The following is a 19,247-nucleotide window of genomic DNA, read 5'->3' as shown; positions in this document are numbered from 1 at the left end:
CTGGTCGCCGCCCTCTCCCCGCCATTCGTTAGCCTCTGTGTTCGGCGAAAACCCGTCGACGAACCCGTGGGCTAAGGAGAGCAGTCGCAGTGCTCCGCACTCATCAAGCCGGCACCCTGCGTGCCGGGCAGGCCGGTCAGACCGTCACCCTCACCGGCTGGGTGGCGCGGCGGCGCGATCACGGCGGAGTCATCTTCATCGACCTCCGCGACGCCAGCGGGGTCGCCCAGGTGGTCTTCCGCGAGGGCGAGATGGCCGAGCGCGCGCACGCGCTGCGGTCGGAGTTCTGCGTGAAGATCGTCGGCGAGGTGTCGAAGCGCCCCGAGGGCAACGCGAACGCCGAGATCCCCACAGGCGAGATCGAGGTCCTCGTGACCGAGCTCGAGGTCCTCTCCGAGGCCGCGCCGCTGCCGTTCCCGATCGACGACCGCGTGGACGTCGGCGAAGAGGTGCGCCTGAAGTACCGCTACCTCGACCTGCGCCGCAGTGGCCCGGCGGCCGCGATGCGCCTGCGCAGCCAGGTCAGCCGCGCCGCGCGTGCCGTGCTGGACGAGCAGGACTTCGTCGAGGTCGAGACGCCGACGATGACCCGCTCCACCCCCGAAGGCGCCCGCGACTTCCTCGTGCCGGCGCGTCTCAAGCCCGGGTCCTGGTACGCGCTGCCGCAGTCGCCGCAGCTGTTCAAGCAGCTGCTCATGGTCGGTGGCCTCGAGCGCTACTACCAGATCGCGCGCTGCTACCGCGACGAAGACTTCCGCGCCGACCGCCAGCCGGAGTTCACGCAGCTCGACATCGAGATGAGCTTCGTCGACCAAGACGACGTGATCAAGCTCGGCGAGGACATCGTGTCCGCGCTGTGGAAGCTGATCGGCCACGAGATCCCGCGCCCGATCCCGCGCATCACCTACCACGAGGCCATGGCCAAGTACGGCTCCGACAAGCCGGACCTGCGCTTCGACCTCGAGATCACCGACATGACGGAGTTCTTCGCCGACACTCCGTTCCGCGTGTTCCAGGCGCCCTACGTCGGCGCGGTCGTGATGGCCGGCGGCGCCGGCCAGCCGCGCCGCCAGCTCGACGCGTGGCAGGAGTGGGCCAAGCAGCGCGGCGCCCGCGGCCTCGCCTACATCCTCGTCAACGAGGACGGCACGCTCGGCGGCCCGGTCGCCAAGAACCTGTCGGAGACCGAGCGCGAAAACGTGGCCGCGGCCGCGGGCGCGAAGGTCGGCGACTGCATCTTCTTCGCCGCCGGCAAGACCGCCACGACCCAGGGCCTGCTCGGCGCCGCGCGCGACGAGATCGGCAAGCGCCTCGGCCTCATCGACGAGGACGCCTGGTCGTTCGTGTGGGTCGTCGACGCACCGCTGTTCGCGCCGGTCGAGGACATCGGCGACGACGTGGCCGTCGGCTCGGGCAAGTGGACCGCCGTGCACCACGCCTTCACCTCGCCCACGCCGGAATGGGTCGACAAGTTCGAGCAGGACCCGGGCGCCGCACTGGCCTACGCCTACGACATCGTCTGCAACGGCAACGAGATCGGCGGCGGCTCCATCCGTATCCACCGCGGCGACGTGCAGAGGCGCGTGTTCGCGCTGATGGGCCTCGGCGAGGCGGAAGCGCAGGAGAAGTTCGGCTTCCTGCTCGACGCGTTCGCCTTCGGCCCGCCGCCCCACGGCGGCATCGCGTTCGGCTGGGACCGCATCGTGATGCTGCTGGCGAAGGCCGACTCGCTGCGCGATGTCATCGCCTTCCCCAAGACCGGCGGCGGCTACGACCCGCTCACGGCCGCGCCCGCGCCCATCACGGCGCAGCAGCGCAAGGAAGCCGGCATCGACGCCAAGCCCCAGAGCGCGAAACCGGCCCAGCCTCAGAGCTGATGCTGCACCTGAGGGCCGTGTGCCCGCCGGAACAGACCGACCAGGCGATCGAGCTCCTGCGGGCCCACGCCGGGACCGCGCACCTCATCGTGCACCGGGGCGCCGCCGTGGCTCCCGAAGGTGACCTCATCGAGGTCGATCTGGCCCGCGAGGCCGCCGACGAGGTCGTCGACTCGCTGTGCGCGCTGCGTCTCGACCGCACCGGCGGGATCACGCTCGAGGCGCTGGACACCGCGCTGTCCGACGCGGCCGATGCCGCGGAGGAGGCCGCTCCCGGAGAGGGCGCCGACGCCGTGGTCTGGCAGGAGCTGCTGGGCCGGACGGGCGAGGAGTCGCGCTGGAACGCCACGTTCCAGGCTTTCCTCGTCATCGCGTGCCTGCTCGCGGCGGTCGGGGTGATCACCGACTCTCCGGTGACCGTGGTCGGCGCGATGGTGGTGGGGCCGGAGTTCGGCCCGCTCGCCGCGCTCGCCGTCGGCGCGGTCCTGCGGCGCTGGGACCTGCTCCGCCAGGCCGCGGCGGCGCTGGCCGTGGGGTTCCCGGTGGCGATGGTGTTCACGGGCGCGATCGTGCTGCTGGGAGACGCGGTCGGGGTCTTCGACACGGCGGCCATCGTGGGCAACCACGAGGTCGATTTCGTGTACCAGGTCGGCGAGGCGTCGTTCGTGGTCGCGCTGCTCGCGGGCGCCGCCGGGATGCTCGCGATGACGTCGGCGAAGTCCGCCGCGCTCGTCGGCGTCTTCATCTCGGTCACGACCGTGCCGGCCGCCGGGTACGCCATGGTGGCGGCGGTGGCCGGGAGCTGGGACCGTGCCGGTTACTCGATTCTGCAGCTGTTCGTGAACCTGGTCGGGATCGTGCTCGCTGCGGCCATTGTGCTGATACTTCGCCGACGCAAGCAACGTTCCGGGGACCTGTTACGTCCGCTTTCACGTGGGTGAAGCGGTTCGCTGCTTCTTGCCCGGATCACTGTGGTCATGGTTGCTCAGTCACGAGTAGGGTCGGTGCCAATGACAGTCGACACCTCCTCCGCCGGCGACGCGGGCGTCGGGGCAGGAGCCGGGCAGCACGCTGTCGCCGCGGCGATCGCGGCGGGCGAGGCGGTGCTCTCGCGCCGCTTCGGCAGCGCGATCACCCTGGTGTCACCGGAAGGACTCGAGGGCAGCGGACCGGCGACGGTCGTGCGGGCCCGGGTCGTGTCGTCGTCGTTCGCGCTGCCACGAACGCTGGTCATCAAGCACTATCCCGATCCGCCAGAGCCCGGTGAGGCCGACCCGTTCGCGCAGGAAGCCGTGAGCTACCAGCTCTTCACGGCGTTGTCGCCCGACGAGCGCATGTGCCCCGAGCTGCTCGCCCACGACGGGCGCCACCGCGTGCTCGTGATCGAGGACCTCGGCCGCGCGCCGACGTTGCAGGACAAGCTCGTCTCGCGCGATTCCCGCGCGGCCGAGCGCGCGCTGCTGTCGTGGGCCCGCTCCCTCGGGCGCCTGCACGCGAGCACCGCCAGCCGCGAAGCCGACTTCAACGCGCTGCTGCGCCGCCTCGGCGGCCCGGTGCGCAACCAGGACGCGGGCGTGGCCGACCTCACCGCCGAGGTGCCGCCGATGCTCGCGGACCTGCTCGACGTGGTGGTCTCCGAGCCGGTCCACGACCGCGTCGCCCAGGCGGTGGCGCAGGCGCGCTCGGCGTCGTTCCGCGCGTTCAGCCCCGTGGACCTGAGCCCCGACAACAACCTCGTGACCGGTTCCGGCGTGCGGTTCCTCGACTTCGAACGCGGCCGGGTGCGCACGGCCCTGGTCGACGCCGCGTACTTGCGCCTGCCCTTCGCTTCCTGTGACGACGCGCTGGCCCTGCCCGCGGGCATGAGCGAGGCGATGATCGCGGCCTGGCGCGCCGAAGTCGTGTCCGTGTGGCCCTCGTTCGCCGACGACGAGGAGCTCGCCGCGCAGCTCACGATCAGTGAGCTGCTCATGGTCTGGCTCATCACGCGCGAGACGCTGCCCAAGCTCGACCTCAGCCGCCACGCCACGCCAGTGAGCCGTGAGGCGGCGCTCGTCACGTGGTGGCGTGAGCTGGCGAAGCACGCCGGTTACGCGCGGCTCACCGACATCGCCGAGCACGCACAGCGCGTGGCCGCGGCGCTCGGCGCGCGGCTGGGACCGCACGCGGATCTCGCGTTCTACCCCGCTTTCCGCTAGCCGGTTTAGTCCGGAAGATCCCGGTCCGCGCGGGTGAACACGGGAAACCGGCAATCCCGACCCCGCCGGGCGGACAGGACATGCCAAGAGTTTCAGCCCCCGTCCATGCCGCTTTACCTGGTCATCACCGCAGGTGAGTTTCGGTGCCGGATGGTCTGCTGCGTGACCGTGATCAGCGTCGAAGTCACCCGCTTCCCCGAACCCGCCGATCCCGCGCCGCAGCGGCAGACCACCGACGCCGCGCCGGCCGACGAGCCGCGCCGCGCGCGCCGGCTGGCCATGCTGGGGGACTCCACCGCCGTGGGTCTGGGCGACCCGCTGCCGAACCGAGGAGGCTGGCGCGGCGTGGGGCCGCTCGCCGCCGCCGCGCTCGGAGTGGACGAGGATGGGTACCTCAACCCGTCGTTCGAAGGCGCACGGATGAAGGACGTGCTGACCCGGCAGATGCCGGCGGTGCTGGAGTTCCAGCCCGAGATCGCACTGCTCGTGGTCGGCATGAACGACACGCTGCGGCCCGATTTCAACGCCGAGCAGATCTCCGCCGACCTCACCGAGCTCATCCGCATGCTCGCCGCCCACGGCACGCTGCTGGTGCCGGTGCGTTTCCACGACCACGGCAAGGTGTTCCGCCTCCCGCCGTCGATCAAGCGCGCGCTGAGCGCCCGCGTCGCGGAGCTCAACGAGGTCATCGACGCGGTCGTGGCCGCCGAAGGCGTGCCGTGCCTGGACCTCGACGCGATGCCCGGCGCCTACGACCTGCCGTCGTGGAGCGTCGACCGGCTGCACCCGTCGGAGCTGGGGCACCGGATGCTGGCGCTCGGCTTCACCGCACTGCTGGCCGAAGCCGGGTTCGCCGTGCCGGAACCGGTGAGCCTGACCTGCTCCGGCGGCGTCCGGCCGAGCACCGCGAGCCACGTCGGGTGGCTCGTCGCGCGGGGCCTGCCGTGGCTGTGGCGCCGCGGGCGCGAGTTCCTGCCCTACGCGGTGGCGATCATGTGGCGCTCGTTCCGCGAGCGCGTGGACTGAACACGCGCAACGCTTCCGCATCGGACGCCGGATCGCGCACGAAGTAGTCGGCCCATTCTTCGATGTCGGCGTACCCCGAAGCAGCCAGCTCCTCGCACGCTTTCCCGGTGTCGTAAGGGGTTCGGCGCAGCTGCACGCCGGGGCCGAGCAGGGCCCAGTGCGCACCCGTTGTGCCGTAGGGCATTCCGACACTGCCGGGGTTGACGATCCGCGTGCGGTCCGCCAGCCGCACGAACGGCATGTGCGTGTGCCCGCACACCACGGTTTCCGCCGTGACGCCGCCGAGCACCTCCGCCCAGCGGGACAGCGGGCTGTCGACGAGGGCGACTTCCTCGTCGTCACGCGGGGTCGCGTGGCAGAACAGCACTTCGCCGAGGCCGTCGACGTCGAGCGTGACGGTCAGCGGCAGCCCGGCGAGCAGCTCGACCTGGTCCGGGCGCAGCTGAGCCGCGGCCCACGGCGCGATCGGGTCCGGGATCCGCGTGGTGCCGCCGCCGGCGAGTGTCACGAGTTCGCGGTCGGCGTTGCCGCGCACCCACACCGCGCGTTCGCCGAGGGCCCCGAGCCGGTCGAGCGTCTGCCGCGGCAGGGGACCGGCGGCGTGGTCGCCGCACAGCACCACCACGTCGGCCGCCGCGACGTCCGGCTCCGCGAGCACGGCGTCGAGCGCGGGCAGCACCCCGTGGATGTCCGAAAGCACGGCTACCGAGGAGACCATCTCCCCAGTCTGCCCGCCGCGACGCCGCCGGCGACGGGTGTTCGCCGGCGGCGCAACGGTTCAGCCGCGCCGATCGTCACACGCTCAGCGGCAGCTTCGTCACGCCCGTCATCGCCGGGTTGGGCTGGAACGCCGGCGGCTCACCGGGAATCGTGCGCAGCGAGGGGTAGCGGTCGAGCAGGATGTTCAGCGCCGTGCGGCCTTCGAGCCGCGCGAGCGGCGCGCCGATGCAGAAGTGGATGCCGCGCCCGAATGCCAGGTGCGCGTGGGTGATGTCCTCGCGCGTCGGGTCGAACGAGTCCGGCTCGGCGAACACCCGCGGGTCGCGGTTGGCCGCGGCCACCCAGACCATCAGCATCTGGTCGGCCGGGATCGTGGTCACGCCGACCGTCACCTCGCGGTTGGTCACGCGCGCCACGGCCCCGAACGGCGACAGGTAGCGCAGCGACTCCTCGATCACCGGCGCCAGCAGCGCACGGTCGGCCCGCACGCGCGCGTCCCACTCGGGGAACGCGTCGAGGCACAGCACCGTGTTGCCCAGCAGCATCGTAGTGGTGATGTGCCCGGCCAGCAGCAGCACCTGCGCGAAGTTCACGATCTCCGAGCGCGTGAGCCGTTCCCCGTCGACCTCCGCCTCGACGAGCTTGGTGAGCAGGTCTTCGCGCGGGTTGCGGCGGCGCTCGTCCGCGTGCTCACCGAGGTAGTCGGTGAACTTGCGGCTCACGGCCAGCTGGTCCTGCAGCCGCTTCTGCTGTTCCTCGGAATCGTCGGTGAGCGAGAACTGTTCCGGGCTCTCGAACAGCCGGTCCACCCACTCGCGGAACAGATGGCGGTCGCTGGCCGGCACACCGAGCAGCTCGGCGATCACGATCACCGGCAGCGGGTAGGCGAGGTCGGCGACCAGCTCGAGGTGATCGCGCCCGGCGGCCTCGTCGAGCAGCTCGTGGGTCAGCTCGGCGATGCGCGGCTCGAGGTCGGCGACCACCTTCGGCGTGAAGGCGCGGCTCACGAGCTTGCGCATCTTGTTGTGCAGCGGGGGATCCAGCTGCAGCAAGTTGCCGGCCGAGAGCTCCTTGGTGTCGCCGAGGGTCTTCTCGGGCAGCAGCCGCGCGGTGTCGGAGGAGAACGTGGCCGGGTCGGACAGGATTTCGTGGGCCTCCGGGTGGCCGTAGACGTTCCACGTGCCCAGCTCGGGCTTGAACTCCACGGCGTTCGCGGGTCGTTCGCCCCGCAGCCAGAACTGTCCTTCGTGGATGGTCCAGGCTTCGGGAAGTGCGGTGCTCATGGTGCGACAGCCCCAATCTGTCGGACGGGGCCGGGATCAGCCGGCCTCGACGGTGGATTTCCCTGGGTAGATCGCCGCGTGGCACGCCGAGACGTAGGTCTCGAGCACCACCCGGAGTTCGGTGGCCGTCCGCTCGACCACGGCCGGGTCGGGTCCGTGCGGTGGTTCGAAACCGGCGCGGATCACGTGGGCGAGCGAATCGGCCTTGGCCTCGAGCGCCACGTCCGCGTATTCCGGGTTGACGTTGCTGTAGAGGTAGAAGCCGCTGGCCGCGGCGGCGAGGGAGAACCGCAGGTTCTCGACGTCTTCGCGCAGGAAACCGTTGTCCGTCCAGAGGCCCCAGGTGCGTTCGGTCGTGTCCGCGGCGGCCGCCCGGGTCTCCGTCGCGGTGAGCGCGTAGTGACCCAGCAGCTCGGTGTCGTTCGTGAGCATGGCCGACAGCAGCGGGTCGCGGACGGTCAGCAGGAACGTGGAGCGGAAGTAGCGGTGCGGAACGACCGTGCGCGGGTCGGCGCGCAGCTGTGCCGCGGAGTTTTCGAGCAGCGTGATCGACGCTCGCATCAGCAGGGCCTCGAACAGTGCGTCCTTGGTGCGCCAGTGCAGGTAGACGGTGCCCTTGCCGATGCCGGCGCGGCGCGCGATGTCCTCGATCGTGACCTTGCGCGAGCCCCAGCGCACCAGCAGCTCGGTGGCTGCGTCGAGGATCCGGTCCGCGCGTTCGCGGTTCGGCTCGTCCGGCACGTTCGTCTCCCTTGGTCCTTGACCCTGTGACCGGATTTGCTCATCCGGTCACAGGGTCAACGGTAGCGCGGGTACGCGGGCCGGGCAAGCGGAGTTGTCGGGGTAGTCGGTTAACGTCAACGGTGTGGCACAGGACGAACTCTTCACGGTGAACCCCGACCTGGGGCCGCCGCCGGAACCGACCCGCGCGAGCGGCGGTGAATCGCGCGCGGAACCGCAGGCCGACCCGGCGAGCTCGCCGCTGGCCGTGCGGATGCGGCCGCGCACGCTCGACGAGGTGGTCGGGCAGCAGCACCTGCTGCGCGAGGGCGCGCCGCTGCGGCGCCTCGTGGAGGGGGCCGCGCCGGCGTCCGTGCTGCTCTACGGCCCGCCGGGTACGGGCAAGACCACGCTGGCGAACCTCGTCTCGATCGCGACCGGCCGCCGGTTCGTCGCGATGTCCGCGCTGTCGGCGGGCGTCAAGGAGGTGCGCGGCGTCATCGAGGAGGCGCGACGGCGGCGCCAGTACAACGCCGAGAACACCGTGCTGTTCATCGACGAGGTGCACCGCTTCTCCAAGACGCAGCAGGACGCGCTGCTGGGCGCGGTCGAGGACCGCACGGTGCTGCTCGTGGCGGCGACGACCGAGAACCCGTCGTTCTCCGTGGTGTCACCGCTGCTGTCGCGGTCGCTGGTGCTGCAGCTGCGGCCGCTGACCGACGAGGACATCGTGAAGCTGCTCGACCGCGCACTTACCGACGAGCGCGGCCTGGGCGGCGAGCTGACGTTGACCGACGAGGCGCGCGACCACCTCGTGCGCCTGGCGGGCGGCGACGCGCGCCGGGCGCTCACGGCACTGGAGGCCGCCGCCGACGCCGCGTCGGCCACCGAGGCCAAGACGATCGACCTCGCCACCGTCGAGTCCACTGTGGACAAGGCGGCCGTGCGCTACGACCGCGACGGCGACCAGCACTACGACGTGATCAGCGCGTTCATCAAGTCGATCCGCGGCTCCGACGTCGACGCCGCGCTGCACTACCTGGCCCGCATGATCGAAGCGGGGGAGGACCCGCGCTTCCTCGCGCGCCGGCTCGTGGTCCACGCGAGCGAGGACGTCGGCCTGGCCGACCCGACCGCGCTGCAGGCGGCGGTGGCGGCCGCCCACGCCGTGCAGTTCATCGGCATGCCCGAAGGCCGCCTCGCCCTCGCCCAGGCGACCATCCACCTCGCCACGGCGCCGAAGTCCAACGCCGTGGTCACCGCCATCGACGCCGCCCTGGCCGACGTGCGCGCCGGCCTGGCCGGCACCGTGCCTCCGCACCTGCGCGACGGTCACTACGCGGGCGCCAAGAAGCTCGGCAACGCGCAGGGCTACCGCTACCCCCACAACGTTCCGGAAGGCGTGCTGGCCCAGCAATACCCGCCGGACGAGCTCGTCGGCCGCGACTACTACGAACCCACCCAGCGCGGCGGCGAACGCCCCCTCGCCGAGCGCGTGCCCCGTCTCCGCCGCACGATCCGCGACGAGCGACAGTAGCGCTCACTCCGTCCGGATGGAGTCGGGCCGCATCGCGGTGCGCAGGGCGGGCAGTGCGAGGGCGGTCACGAGGAAGACCAGGGCGACGCCGGTGCCGGCGAGCGCGCCGGTGGTGGCCCAGTCGACGGTCACCGGCGCGCCCAGCAGCCGCGTCACCAGCGCGGCGAGGCCGATGCCCGTGCCGGTCGCGGCGAGCACGGCCGGCACGAGCGGGACCGCCGTCTGCCACAGCAACGACTTGGCCAGCATCGACCTCGGCACGCCCGCCGCGGCGAGCAGGGCCAGCGGACGGCGGCGCTCGCGGACCTGTTCCAGCGCGAGCACCAGCATGCTGACCCCGGCCAGCAGCAACGTGAACAGCGAAGCGGCGTCGAGTCCACTGCGCACGGTCGCGAACGACTTCCGGTCGGCGGTGAGCAGGTCGCCGGTGCTGTCGGACACGAAGGCCTGCCAGGTCAGGTTTCCGACGGCGTTGGCGATCCGCTCGGTCGCGTCGGGATGGCCGGGGGCGATGCGCACCCAGGCTTCGGCCCCAACGTCCGCGGGCACCCTCAGGTCCACCGCCGCGGCCGGGGTGAGCACGACGTCGCCGGGGTACGGGCCGCGCGAAACCCGTGATGTCGCAGGCAAAAGACCGCCCGGCACGGGGTAGGTGCCCTGCGAGAGCGGGTGCGCGCCGGTGTCGTAGGCGCCGACCAACGTCAGCACACAGCCAGGCCGGACCTGACCCGGCAGGAAGCCGTCGCCATCAGTACACCGGGGCACTTCGAGGACCCGCTGGTCGTCGCGCACGACGCGACCGTGATCGTGCGTCGCGCCGAACGACTTGGTCAGGCCCGTGCCGCGCAGCAGCACCTGAGGGTCTGCGGTCGCGTTCATGCTTGTCCTCCCTCGGGTGATCCGTGCGAAGTGTGCGCGGCGGCGAGCTTCCCGGCGAGCCGGTCGAGTCGGGCCGCGGCCAGCTCCAGCCAGCGCAGGTCGGCTTCGAGGTGGAACAGGGCGTAGTCGCCGATCAGCGCGTCGACGAGGTCGCCCGCGCGCTTGCGCCGGGTCAGCTCGCGCATCACACGCAGGTGCTCGGCGCGCTGGACGTCGAGCACGTCGGCGGCGTCACGGCCGGACAGCAGCGCGAGCACGACCTTCGTGTAGAGGATGTTCTGCAGGTGCGCGACCGGCTCTTCCGGCGTGCGCAGCCACGTCTCGACGTCAGTGATCCCCGCGTCGGTGATCGTGTAGCGCTTGCGGTCCGGCCCGCCGCCGGCCTCGACACCCGCGGCTTCGACGAGCCCGTTTTTCAACAGCCGCGACAACGTCGAGTAGACCTGCCCGTAGCGCAGCGGCCGGTCCTGGCCGAACTGTTCGTCGTAGGTCCGCTTGAGGTCGTAGCCGTGCCGCGGGCCGGCCTCCAGCAGCCCGAGCAGAGCGTGACTGATCGACATGCCGGCGACTACACATGGCAAGTATACTCGCAGTGCATAGCCGAGTTTGCGCACTTCATCGCGCGTGGGGTGATCATCTGCCCTGCCAGGGCAGTGTTCGTTCCCCCTTGGAGCCCGCTCGGTGAAACTCCCGTGAACGTCGCCACTTTCTTCCGTATAACGGCGGGAGCGGGAATGTCCGGCCGTCGGACCGGTTGATTCCCGGCGACGGAGGGGGTGGCGATGACGCTGCTGACGGTGTGGCCCGACGACCAGCCCGGGCACGTGCTGCTGCGCACCGAGGACCCGGGGACGATCACGGCCGAGCTGGCCCGCATCGTGGTCGAGTTCGGCCGCTGGCCGGTGGACGGGCCGCTGCCCGGCGCGAGTGAGTCCGAGGTGCTCGCCCGGTTCCAGGACCGCATCGACTCGCGCACCACGGCCGTGGGCTACCACGCCGTCGACGTGCTGACGGGCGACTTCGGCGCGGCCGAACGCAGCCTGCCGCGCGACGAGGACCGGTTCTTCGTCACCGGCTCGGCCGTCTGGTACCTGCACGCGGGCCGCCAGGTCCACGCCGTGCTGTGCGAGCCCGGCGACCTGCTCGGCATCCCCGCGCACACCCGCCACTGGCACGACGGCGGCTCGAACCCCGGCCACGTGACGATCCGCGTGCGCCACCCGGCCTCAGGCTCGGCGACACCCTGGGCCGAGCCGTTGCGGACCGGCGACTTCCCCGGGTTCGACGAGCTGGTGGCCGGGCGGGCGTCGACCTGGCCCGCGCTGAGTCACTGACGTCACCGGCCCCGCCTGCGGGCCGGGGTGCCGACGGGCACGATGGGACCATGACCACTGTCGCTTTCCTGGGCACCGGAATCATGGGCCACCCGATGGCCGCCAACCTCGCCCGCGCCGGAGTCTCGCTGCGCGTGTGGAACCGCACCCGCAGCAAGGCCGAGCCGCTGTCCGCCGACGGCGCCAAGGTCGCGGACACACCGGCCGAAGCCGCGGCGGGCGCCGACGTGCTCGTCACGATGCTGTCCGATGGGCCCACGGTCGCGGCGGTCTTCGCCGCCGCGGAAGTCAAGGCCGGCACGGTCTGGCTGCAGATGAGCACGGTCGGCACGGAGTGGATCGCCACGCTCGGCGAGGCCGCGGAGAAGGCGGGTGTCGTGTTCGTCGACTGCCCGGTGATGGGCACGAAGGTCCCCGCCGAGCAGGCTCAGCTGCAGGTCCTGGCCGCCGGCCCGGACGACGTGCACGAGCTCGCCGCGCCGGTCTTCGACGCCGTCGGCTCGCGCACGCGCTGGCTCGGTACGGAGCCCGGCACCGCCACGCGGCTCAAGCTCGTGATGAACGCCTGGGTGCTGGCGCTGACCAACGGCACGGCCGAGAGCCTCGCGCTCGCCCGCGCCCTCGGCATCGACCCGCAGCTGTTCTTCGACGTGATGGAGGGGACCGGCTTCGATGTCGGCTACGCGCGCATGAAGGGCCCGCTCATGCTCTCCGGCGACTATCCGACGAGCTTCCCCGCCGCGCTGGCCGCCAAGGACGCGCGGCTCGTGGTGGAGGCCGCGGGCGACGCCGTAGACGTGGGCGGTGCCGCGGCGACGCTGGCCCACCTGCAGGCCGCTGTCGACGCCGGCCACGGCGAGGAGGACATGGCGGTGCTGTACCGGGCCGTGGCCAAACAGGACGACTGACCGCCACCACCCGGACCCTTCGCCGGCTCGCCCGGCGAAGGGTTCGGGTCGGGGCACAACCGCAGGTCGGAACCGGTTCGGCTGCGCTGAGTGACCGACCGGCGGGGCGACACCGCCGAACGGCTGGCCAGGCGGTAACCTCACTGGCACCGAAGACCCGTGCAACCCCGAGGAGGGCCCGTGTCGGCAGGGCAGATCGCCGCGCTGATCGCCGCAGGAGCATTCGTGGTGCTGGTCTTGCTGCTGGCGATCCCGCTGCTCAAGCTCGGCCGCACGCTCGACGAGGCGACGATCGCGATCCGCAAGGCCCACGAGAACACCGACCCGATCCTGCTGGGCGCCAACGAGACGATCACGCACGTGAACACGCAGCTCGAGCGCGTCGACGGGATCACCGCCAACGCGCAGGCGGTCACGGGCAACGTCTCCGCCCTGTCCTCGGTGTTCACCGCGACCCTCGGCGGCCCGCTCGTGAAGACCGCCGCGCTGTCCTACGGGATCAGCAAGGCGATCCGCGCGCGCCGCAAGAAGCAGGAAGCGAAGGCCCAGCGGCCCGCTCGCCGGAGGAAGAAGTGAAGCGTCTGTTCTGGCTCGGCGTCGGCGTGCTCGCCGGCGTCGCGCTCACCCGCAAGGCCGGGGAAACGGTTCGTCAGGCCACTCCCTCGGGGTTAGCATCGAACCTGGGCGAGGCCGTGCGCGAGCTGGCCGGCGCCGTCGGTTCGTTCGGCGCCGAGGTGCGCGCCGGGATGAGCGAACGGGAACAGGAGCTGCACGACATGGTCGAGGAACGGACCGCGTACCCCGCGCCGCAGGGTGGCGCGGGCCGGCACGCCGCCGCGCGCCCCGTCCGGCGAGCTCGCCGGGCGGAAGGCTGAGCTTCTCGCGCCCGCGAGCAGCGCCCTTCCGCCGTCGCCGCCTCCCCCTTTTTCCCGGTCCGATCTTCGCGCCGAGCGGTGCGCGGACCCCAGCCCGAGGACACACCCGTGGACACACACGAGATCACCGAACGATTCCTGCGCCACTACGAGGCGAAGGGGCACACTCGCGTGCCCAGCGCCTCGCTGATCCTCGACGACCCGAACCTGCTGTTCGTCAACGCCGGCATGGTGCAGTTCAAGCCCTACTTCCTCGGTGAGGTGCCGCCGCCGTACTCGCGCGCGACCTCCGTGCAGAAGTGCGTGCGCACGCCCGACATCGACGAGGTCGGCAAGACCACGCGGCACAACACGTTCTTCCAGATGGCCGGCAACTTCTCGTTCGGCGACTACTTCAAGGAAGGCGCGATCGAGTCGGCCTGGGAGCTGATCACCGGGCCGCAGTCCGAGGGCGGCTACGGGCTCGACCCCGACCGGATCTGGGCGACCGTGTTCGAGGACGACGCCGAGGCGGCGGGGCTGTGGCGCAAGCTCACCGGCCTCCCGTCCGAGCGCATCCAGCAGCGCGGCATGGAGGACAACTTCTGGTCCATGGGCATCCCCGGCCCGTGCGGACCGAGCTCCGAGATCTACTACGACCGCGGCCCCGACTACGGCCGCGAGGGCGGGCCCGTCGCGGACGAGGACCGCTACATCGAGATCTGGAACCTGGTGTTCATGCAGAACATCCGGGGCGAGGGCGCGGGCAAGAAGAACTTCCCGATCCTCGGTGACCTGCCGGCCAAGAACATCGACACCGGCATGGGTGTCGAGCGCGTCGCGACGATCCTGCAGGGCGTCGAGAACGTCTACGAGACCGACCTCGTCCGCCCGGTGATCGGCCGCGCCGAGGAGTTCTCGGGCCGCCGCTACGGTGCCAACCACATCGACGACGTCCGCTTCCGCGTGATCGCCGACCATGCGCGCACCGGCGTGCTGCTGATCGGCGACGGTGTCACGCCGGGCAACGACGGCCGCGGCTACGTGCTGCGCCGGCTGCTGCGCCGCATCGTCCGCTCCACGCGCCTGCTGGGCGTGCAGGAGCCGGTGCTGCAGGCGTTCGCGGAGGTCGTGCGCGACACCATGGGCCCGACGTACGCGAACCTGGTCACCGACTTCGACCGCATCTCCGAGGTCGTGCGCGTGGAGGAGGAGGCGTTCCTCGCCACCCTCACCAGTGGTTCGCGCATCTTCGACCTGGCGGCGGCGGAGACGAAGAACTCCGGTGGCGACGTGCTCGCGGGCGACAAGGCGTTCCAGCTGCACGACACCTACGGCTTCCCGATCGACCTCACGCTGGAGATGGCGGCCGAGCAGGGCCTGACCGTCGACGAGGACGGCTTCCGCACGCTCATGGAGGAGCAGCGCACCCGGGCGAAGGCCGACGCGGCGCAGCGCAAGCACGGCCACGGCGACCTGTCGGAGTACCGCAAGCTGCTGGAGCAGAACGGCGAGACGGAGTTCCTCGGCTACACCGAGCTGCAGGCGTCGGCGAAGGTCGTCGGCCTGATCGAGGACGGGCGGCCGGTGCGCAGCGTCGCCGCGGGGCACAAGGCGGAGCTGGTGCTCGACCGGACCCCGTTCTACGCCGAAAGCGGTGGCCAGGTCGCCGACATCGGCGTGCTGCTCGGCGACGGCGTGAAGCTGAACGTGCTCGACGTGCAGAAGATCGTGCCGGGCCTGTTCGTGCACCGCGTGGAGGTCACCGACGGCGAGGTCGGGATCGGCACCGAGCTCACCGGCTCGGTCGACGCGGCGCGGCGCCTGTCGATCGAGCGGTCGCACTCGGCGACGCACCTGGTGCACGCGGCCGTGCGCGGGGCATACGGCAAGCGCGCGGCGCAGGCCGGTTCGCTCAACTCGCCGGGCCGGATGCGGTTCGACTTCACCACGCCCGCCTCGGTGTCGACCGACCTCCTCACCGAGGTCGAGGAAGAGGTGAACGACTACCTGCAGACCGACGTCGAGGTGCAGAGCTACATCACCACCAAGGACAAGGCGCTCGAGCTGGGCGCGGTCGCGCTGTTCGGCGAGAAGTACGGCAACGACGTGCGCGTGGTCGACATGGGCGACTACTCGCGCGAGCTGTGCGGTGGCACGCACGTGGACCGCATCGGCCAGCTGGGCCTGGTGAAGCTCGTGGGCGACTCGTCGATCGGGTCGGGTGTGCACCGCGTCGAGGCGCTGGTGGGCCCGGACGCGCTCAAGCACGTGCGCAAGGAGCAGCTGCTCGTGTCGCAGCTGGCGAACACGTTCAAGGTGCCGACCGACGAGCTGCCGGGCCGCATCGAGGACGTGCTGTCGCGGCTGAAGAACGCGGAGAAGGAGATCGAGCAGCTGCGCACGCAGCAGGTGCTCGGCTCGGCGGGCGCGCTCGCCGACAAGGCGCAGGACACCGGCGGCGTTTCGGTGGTCGCGGAGGTCGTGCCGGACGTCGACGGCAACGGGCTGCGGGCGCTCGCGTCCGACGTCCGCGGCCGCCTGGGCGACCGGCCCGGCGTGGTGGCGCTGTTCTCGCCGTCGGGCGACAAGGTGGCGTTCGTCGTGGCGACCACTTCGGCGGCGCGCGACCAGGGCATCGCGGCGGGCAAGCTCGTGCCGTCGTTCGCCGAGGCCATCGGCGGCCGCGGCGGCGGCAAGCCCGACATGGCGCAGGGCGGCGGCAGCAACCCGGCCGGCGCGCAGCAGGCCGTCGAGGCGCTGCGCGCAGCGGTCGCGGGCATTGGGCGCTAGCTCCCGGCGGGACCCGGATCGGCCCGGTGAGTCCGATCCGGGCCGCGGCAGGCGGCTCGGAGTCGATGTCGGGTCTGTCCGGGTGGGGGTGGCGCTGAGCGATCCCGCCCCCATCCTCGCGAGCCCGCTCGTTACCCTCTCCCGTGATGCGAAGGACGACAGCGATCTGGACAAGCTTGCCGAACTCGTCACCGAACACGAGGTGGTCGAGGTGATCGTGGGCTTGCCGAAGACACTGGCGAACCGAGCCGGACCCGCCGCGCAGATCGCGGTGGAATACGCCGACAAGCTGGCCACGCGGGTCGGCGACGTGCCGGTGCGCCTCGCCGACGAACGGTTGACGACGGTCACGGCCTCCCGAATGCTGTCCCAGCGGGGGGTCAAGGGACGCAAGCAGCGGGCGGTGGTCGACCAGGCCGCCGCCGTCGAGATCCTGCAGGCCTGGCTCGACGCCGCCGCCGCGCAGCGCGCCCGGAAAGGCGAGTCATGACCGAGCCCCGCGGCCCCGAGAACCCGGGCGGCCGCCGACGGTTGCGCGACCCCGGCACCCCACCCCCGGACGGTCCCCGCCGCGCCCGCCGCACGCCACCGCCGTCCGGCGGCGCCCACGAAGCGCCGCCGAATTCCCACCACGCCGCCGAGCCATACGACGAGGCCCCGCCACCCCCACCGAGCGGCGGCGGCCGCCGCCGTCGGCGCGAGGCCGCGGACGAGGTCCCGCCTCCTCCGCCGGGCGCTTCTGGACCTCCTGGACCTCCTGCGCCTCCGCCGGGCGCTCCGCCCGCCACCGGCCGTCGCCGTCGCCGCGAGCCCGCCGACGTGCCTCCGCCCGACCTCCCTCAGCCTTCCGCCGACCCTCGCCGTGGCGATCTGCCGCCGTCTTCGGGCCCGCGCGGTGCTGATTTGCCGCAGCCTTCGGCCGACCCTCGCCGTGGCGATCTGCCGCCGTCTTCGGGCCCGCGCGGTGCTGATTTGCCGCAGCCTTCGGCCGACCCTCGCCGTGGCGATCTGCCGCCGTCTTCGGGCCCGCGCGGTGCTGATTTGCCGCAGCCTTCGGCCGACCCTCGCCGTGGCGATCTGCCGCCGTCTTCGGGCCCGCGTGGCGCCGATCTCCCGCAGCCTTCCGGTGACCCGCGGGGTGCCGGCGACGTGCCGCCTCCTCCGCCGGGCCCGCCGCCCGCCGCGCCGCGCCGCCGTCGCCGGGCGGAGCCGGGCGAGGCGCCTCCGGCACCCCCGCGCCGCCGTCCGCGCTCGGACACCGGCGACCTGCCGCTGCCCGGCGACCCCGGGCCCTCACGCGCGGTCCGCCGCCCTACCGGCCCCCCGGACGGCTCCATGCCGCCCGACCCGCGTTTCGCCGGTCCGGTGGACGGTTCTATGCCGCCGGATCCGCGGTTCGCTGGTCCCGTTGACGGTTCGATGCCGCCCGACCCGCGCTTCGCTGGTCCGCCTGACGGCTCCATGCCTCGCGACCCGCGCTTCGCTGGCCCTGTCGATGGTTCGATGCCGCCGGACCCGCGGTTCAACGGCCCGGCAGATGGCTCCATGCCGCCCGACCCCCGTTTCGCCGGCCCGCCCGACGGCTCCCTGCCTCGGGACCCCCGTTTCGCCGGTCCCGTTGACGGCTCGATGCCGCCCGACCCGCGGTTCAACGCCCCGGCAGATCGCTCCATGCCGCCCGACCCGCGCTTCACCGGTCCCGCCGACGGCTCCCCGGACCCGCGGCTCGGCCGGCCGGGCCCGTCGCCGAGGCGCCGGACGCAGCCGGTCGAGCACCCGACCGACGTGATCCCGACGGTGCCGGACTCGGCGCCGCCGGAGCGTGAGCAGCTCGACGAGCTGTTCGGCGACGACGACTACGACGACGAGTACCGCGAAGACGGCGACTACGACGAGGCGTACGACGACGAGGAGTACGGCGACTACGAGGACGCCGACTACGAAGACGAGGAATACGCCGAAGAACCCGCGCCCGCCAAGAAAAAGAAGAAGCGCAAGCGCAGCAAGCGCGCGCTGGGCTGGGTCGCGGCGCTGCTGGTCCTCGTGGTCTTCGCCGGTGGCGCGTACTACGGCTACCACAAGCTCTTCGGCTACAACGACTTCGACGGCACCGGCGAAGGCAGCGCGCTCATCCAGGTCGAGGACGGCGACACCACGTCGGCGATCGGCGGCAAGCTGGTGGACGCGGGTGTCGTCGCGAGTACCACGGCGTTCGTGAAGGCCGGCGCGCAGAACACCGCGCTGAGCCGGATCCAGCAGGGCTACTACCTGCTCAAGCAGCACATGTCCGGCGAGAGCGCGGTTTCGATGATCACCTCGCCGGCCGCACACGTCGGCCGGTTGGAGATCCGCCCGTACATGCAGCTCGACGACGTGAAACAGCCCAACAACACGGTTTCGCCGGGTGTCTACTCGCTGATCTCCAAAGCCTCGTGCGCCGAACTCGACGGCAAGAGCACCTGTGTCTCCACCGACGCGTTGCGCAAGACCGTCGCGGACGCCGACCTCAAGACGCTCGGCGTGCCCGACTGGGCGGTGGACCCCGCGCAGAAGGCCTTGAGCAAGGACAAGCGCATCGAAGGCCTGATCGCGCCGGGGCTCTACGACGTGAAACCGGGCTGGACCGCGTCGGAGCTGATCACGAACCTCGTGAAGCAGTCGGCCGCGGCGATCCAGGCCGCCGGCCTCACTTCGGAGAGCACCGGGCCCAAGCAGACGCCGTACGAGACGCTGGTCGTCGCGTCGCTCATCGAGCGCGAGGCGATCACCCCCGACTTCCCCAAGATCGCGCGGGTCATCTACAACCGGCTCGACCAGCAGATCAAACTCGGCTTCGACTCGACCGTGAACTACGTGGTCGACAAACCGACCCTGCTCACGAGCAAGGCGGATCGAGAAGCCCCGGGGCCGTACAACACGTATCTGAACTATGGCCTCCCGCCGACCCCGATCGGGGTGCCCAGCACCGACGCCATCAAGGCGGCGCTCAACCCGCCGGACGGCGACGAGCTGTACTTCGTGAAGTGCGAGAAGGACGGGCACTCCTGCTTCGCCTCGACCAACGCCGAACACAACAAGAACCGTGATCTGGCGCAGTCCCGTGGCGTCTTCTGACGGG

The 19,247-nt window shown here is 71.7% G+C and carries 17 protein-coding genes; 12 read left to right on the top strand and 5 right to left on the bottom strand.

Annotated features, from left to right (window positions below):
• Positions 1-89: 89 nt before the first annotated feature.
• The 4 genes from aspS to QRX50_RS43455 all read left to right on the top strand — a co-directional run bounded on the left by aspS (position 90) and on the right by QRX50_RS43455 (position 5,101).
• Entirely contained in the window at positions 90-1,877 is a 1,788-nt protein-coding gene (gene aspS, locus QRX50_RS43470; protein ID WP_285968896.1) for an aspartate--tRNA ligase, read from the top strand.
• On the top strand, positions 1,877-2,818 hold the full coding sequence (locus tag QRX50_RS43465; RefSeq protein WP_285968895.1) for a DUF389 domain-containing protein: 942 nt from the start codon (positions 1,877-1,879) through the stop codon (positions 2,816-2,818). Before aspS ends, QRX50_RS43465 begins: the two co-directional genes overlap by 1 nt.
• Before the next feature lie 69 nt (positions 2,819-2,887).
• A complete protein-coding gene (locus QRX50_RS43460; protein WP_285968894.1) occupies positions 2,888-4,075 on the top strand; it encodes a phosphotransferase in 1,188 nt (395 codons plus the stop codon).
• Between the two features lie 150 nt (positions 4,076-4,225).
• On the top strand, positions 4,226-5,101 hold the full coding sequence (locus tag QRX50_RS43455; protein WP_285974713.1) for an SGNH/GDSL hydrolase family protein: 876 nt from the start codon (positions 4,226-4,228) through the stop codon (positions 5,099-5,101).
• On the opposite strand, the gene QRX50_RS43450 is transcribed toward QRX50_RS43455, so the two are convergent.
• The 3 genes from QRX50_RS43450 to QRX50_RS43440 all read right to left on the bottom strand — a co-directional run bounded on the left by QRX50_RS43450 (position 5,067) and on the right by QRX50_RS43440 (position 7,845).
• The gene (locus QRX50_RS43450) at positions 5,067-5,819 is read right to left on the bottom strand and encodes a metallophosphoesterase family protein (RefSeq protein ID WP_285968893.1); all 753 of its coding nucleotides are present in this window, start codon (positions 5,817-5,819) and stop codon (positions 5,067-5,069) included. The genes QRX50_RS43455 and QRX50_RS43450 overlap by 35 nt on opposite strands.
• A 76-nt stretch (positions 5,820-5,895) precedes the next feature.
• Positions 5,896-7,104: a cytochrome P450 gene (locus QRX50_RS43445; protein WP_285968892.1), complete on the bottom strand. Its 1,209-nt coding sequence runs from the start codon at positions 7,102-7,104 to the stop codon at positions 5,896-5,898.
• A 36-nt stretch (positions 7,105-7,140) separates the two neighbouring features.
• A complete protein-coding gene (locus QRX50_RS43440; RefSeq protein WP_285968891.1) occupies positions 7,141-7,845 on the bottom strand; it encodes a TetR/AcrR family transcriptional regulator in 705 nt (234 codons plus the stop codon).
• Positions 7,846-7,969: 124 nt separating this feature from the next.
• Between QRX50_RS43440 and QRX50_RS43435 the strand changes: the two genes are divergently transcribed.
• On the top strand, positions 7,970-9,361 hold the full coding sequence (locus QRX50_RS43435) for a replication-associated recombination protein A (RefSeq protein ID WP_285968890.1): 1,392 nt from the start codon (positions 7,970-7,972) through the stop codon (positions 9,359-9,361).
• 3 nt (positions 9,362-9,364) lie between these two features.
• Here the strand turns inward: QRX50_RS43435 and QRX50_RS43430 are convergent, their stop codons facing one another.
• A complete protein-coding gene (locus QRX50_RS43430) occupies positions 9,365-10,240 on the bottom strand; it encodes an ABC transporter permease (RefSeq protein ID WP_285968889.1) in 876 nt (291 codons plus the stop codon).
• Positions 10,237-10,800, bottom strand: coding sequence for a PadR family transcriptional regulator (locus tag QRX50_RS43425; RefSeq protein ID WP_285968888.1), 564 nt, complete (start codon positions 10,798-10,800; stop codon positions 10,237-10,239). Before QRX50_RS43425 ends, QRX50_RS43430 begins: the two co-directional genes overlap by 4 nt.
• A 222-nt stretch (positions 10,801-11,022) precedes the next feature.
• Here QRX50_RS43425 and QRX50_RS43420 point away from each other — a divergent pair, with 222 nt between their 5' ends.
• The 7 genes from QRX50_RS43420 (at position 11,023) to mltG (ending at position 19,243) form a co-directional block, all read left to right on the top strand.
• The gene (locus tag QRX50_RS43420; RefSeq protein ID WP_285968887.1) at positions 11,023-11,574 is read left to right on the top strand and encodes a cupin domain-containing protein; all 552 of its coding nucleotides are present in this window, start codon (positions 11,023-11,025) and stop codon (positions 11,572-11,574) included.
• Between the two features lie 50 nt (positions 11,575-11,624).
• The gene (locus tag QRX50_RS43415; protein ID WP_285968886.1) at positions 11,625-12,482 is read left to right on the top strand and encodes an NAD(P)-dependent oxidoreductase; all 858 of its coding nucleotides are present in this window, start codon (positions 11,625-11,627) and stop codon (positions 12,480-12,482) included.
• A 180-nt stretch (positions 12,483-12,662) separates the two neighbouring features.
• A complete protein-coding gene (locus tag QRX50_RS43410) occupies positions 12,663-13,058 on the top strand; it encodes a DUF948 domain-containing protein (protein WP_220238436.1) in 396 nt (131 codons plus the stop codon).
• On the top strand, positions 13,055-13,357 hold the full coding sequence (locus QRX50_RS43405) for a hypothetical protein (RefSeq protein WP_285968885.1): 303 nt from the start codon (positions 13,055-13,057) through the stop codon (positions 13,355-13,357). The genes QRX50_RS43410 and QRX50_RS43405 overlap by 4 nt, the downstream gene beginning before the upstream one ends.
• 108 nt (positions 13,358-13,465) lie before the next feature.
• Complete coding sequence (alaS, locus tag QRX50_RS43400; RefSeq protein WP_285968884.1) at positions 13,466-16,129, top strand: alanine--tRNA ligase; 2,664 nt, start codon at positions 13,466-13,468, stop codon at positions 16,127-16,129.
• Positions 16,119-16,619 (top strand): Holliday junction resolvase RuvX, encoded by a 501-nt coding sequence (ruvX, locus tag QRX50_RS43395; RefSeq protein WP_285968883.1) that lies wholly within the window; start codon positions 16,119-16,121, stop codon positions 16,617-16,619. The genes alaS and ruvX overlap by 11 nt, the downstream gene beginning before the upstream one ends.
• 1,055 nt (positions 16,620-17,674) lie before the next feature.
• Positions 17,675-19,243 (top strand): endolytic transglycosylase MltG, encoded by a 1,569-nt coding sequence (mltG, locus tag QRX50_RS43390; RefSeq protein ID WP_285968882.1) that lies wholly within the window; start codon positions 17,675-17,677, stop codon positions 19,241-19,243.
• The last annotated feature ends 4 nt before the right edge of the window (positions 19,244-19,247 follow it).

Origin of the sequence: Amycolatopsis sp. 2-15 (assembly GCF_030285625.1) — a bacterium.
Taxonomy (GTDB): Bacteria; Actinomycetota; Actinomycetes; order Mycobacteriales; family Pseudonocardiaceae; genus Amycolatopsis; species Amycolatopsis carbonis.
This window is presented reverse-complemented; position numbering and strand designations above follow the sequence as displayed.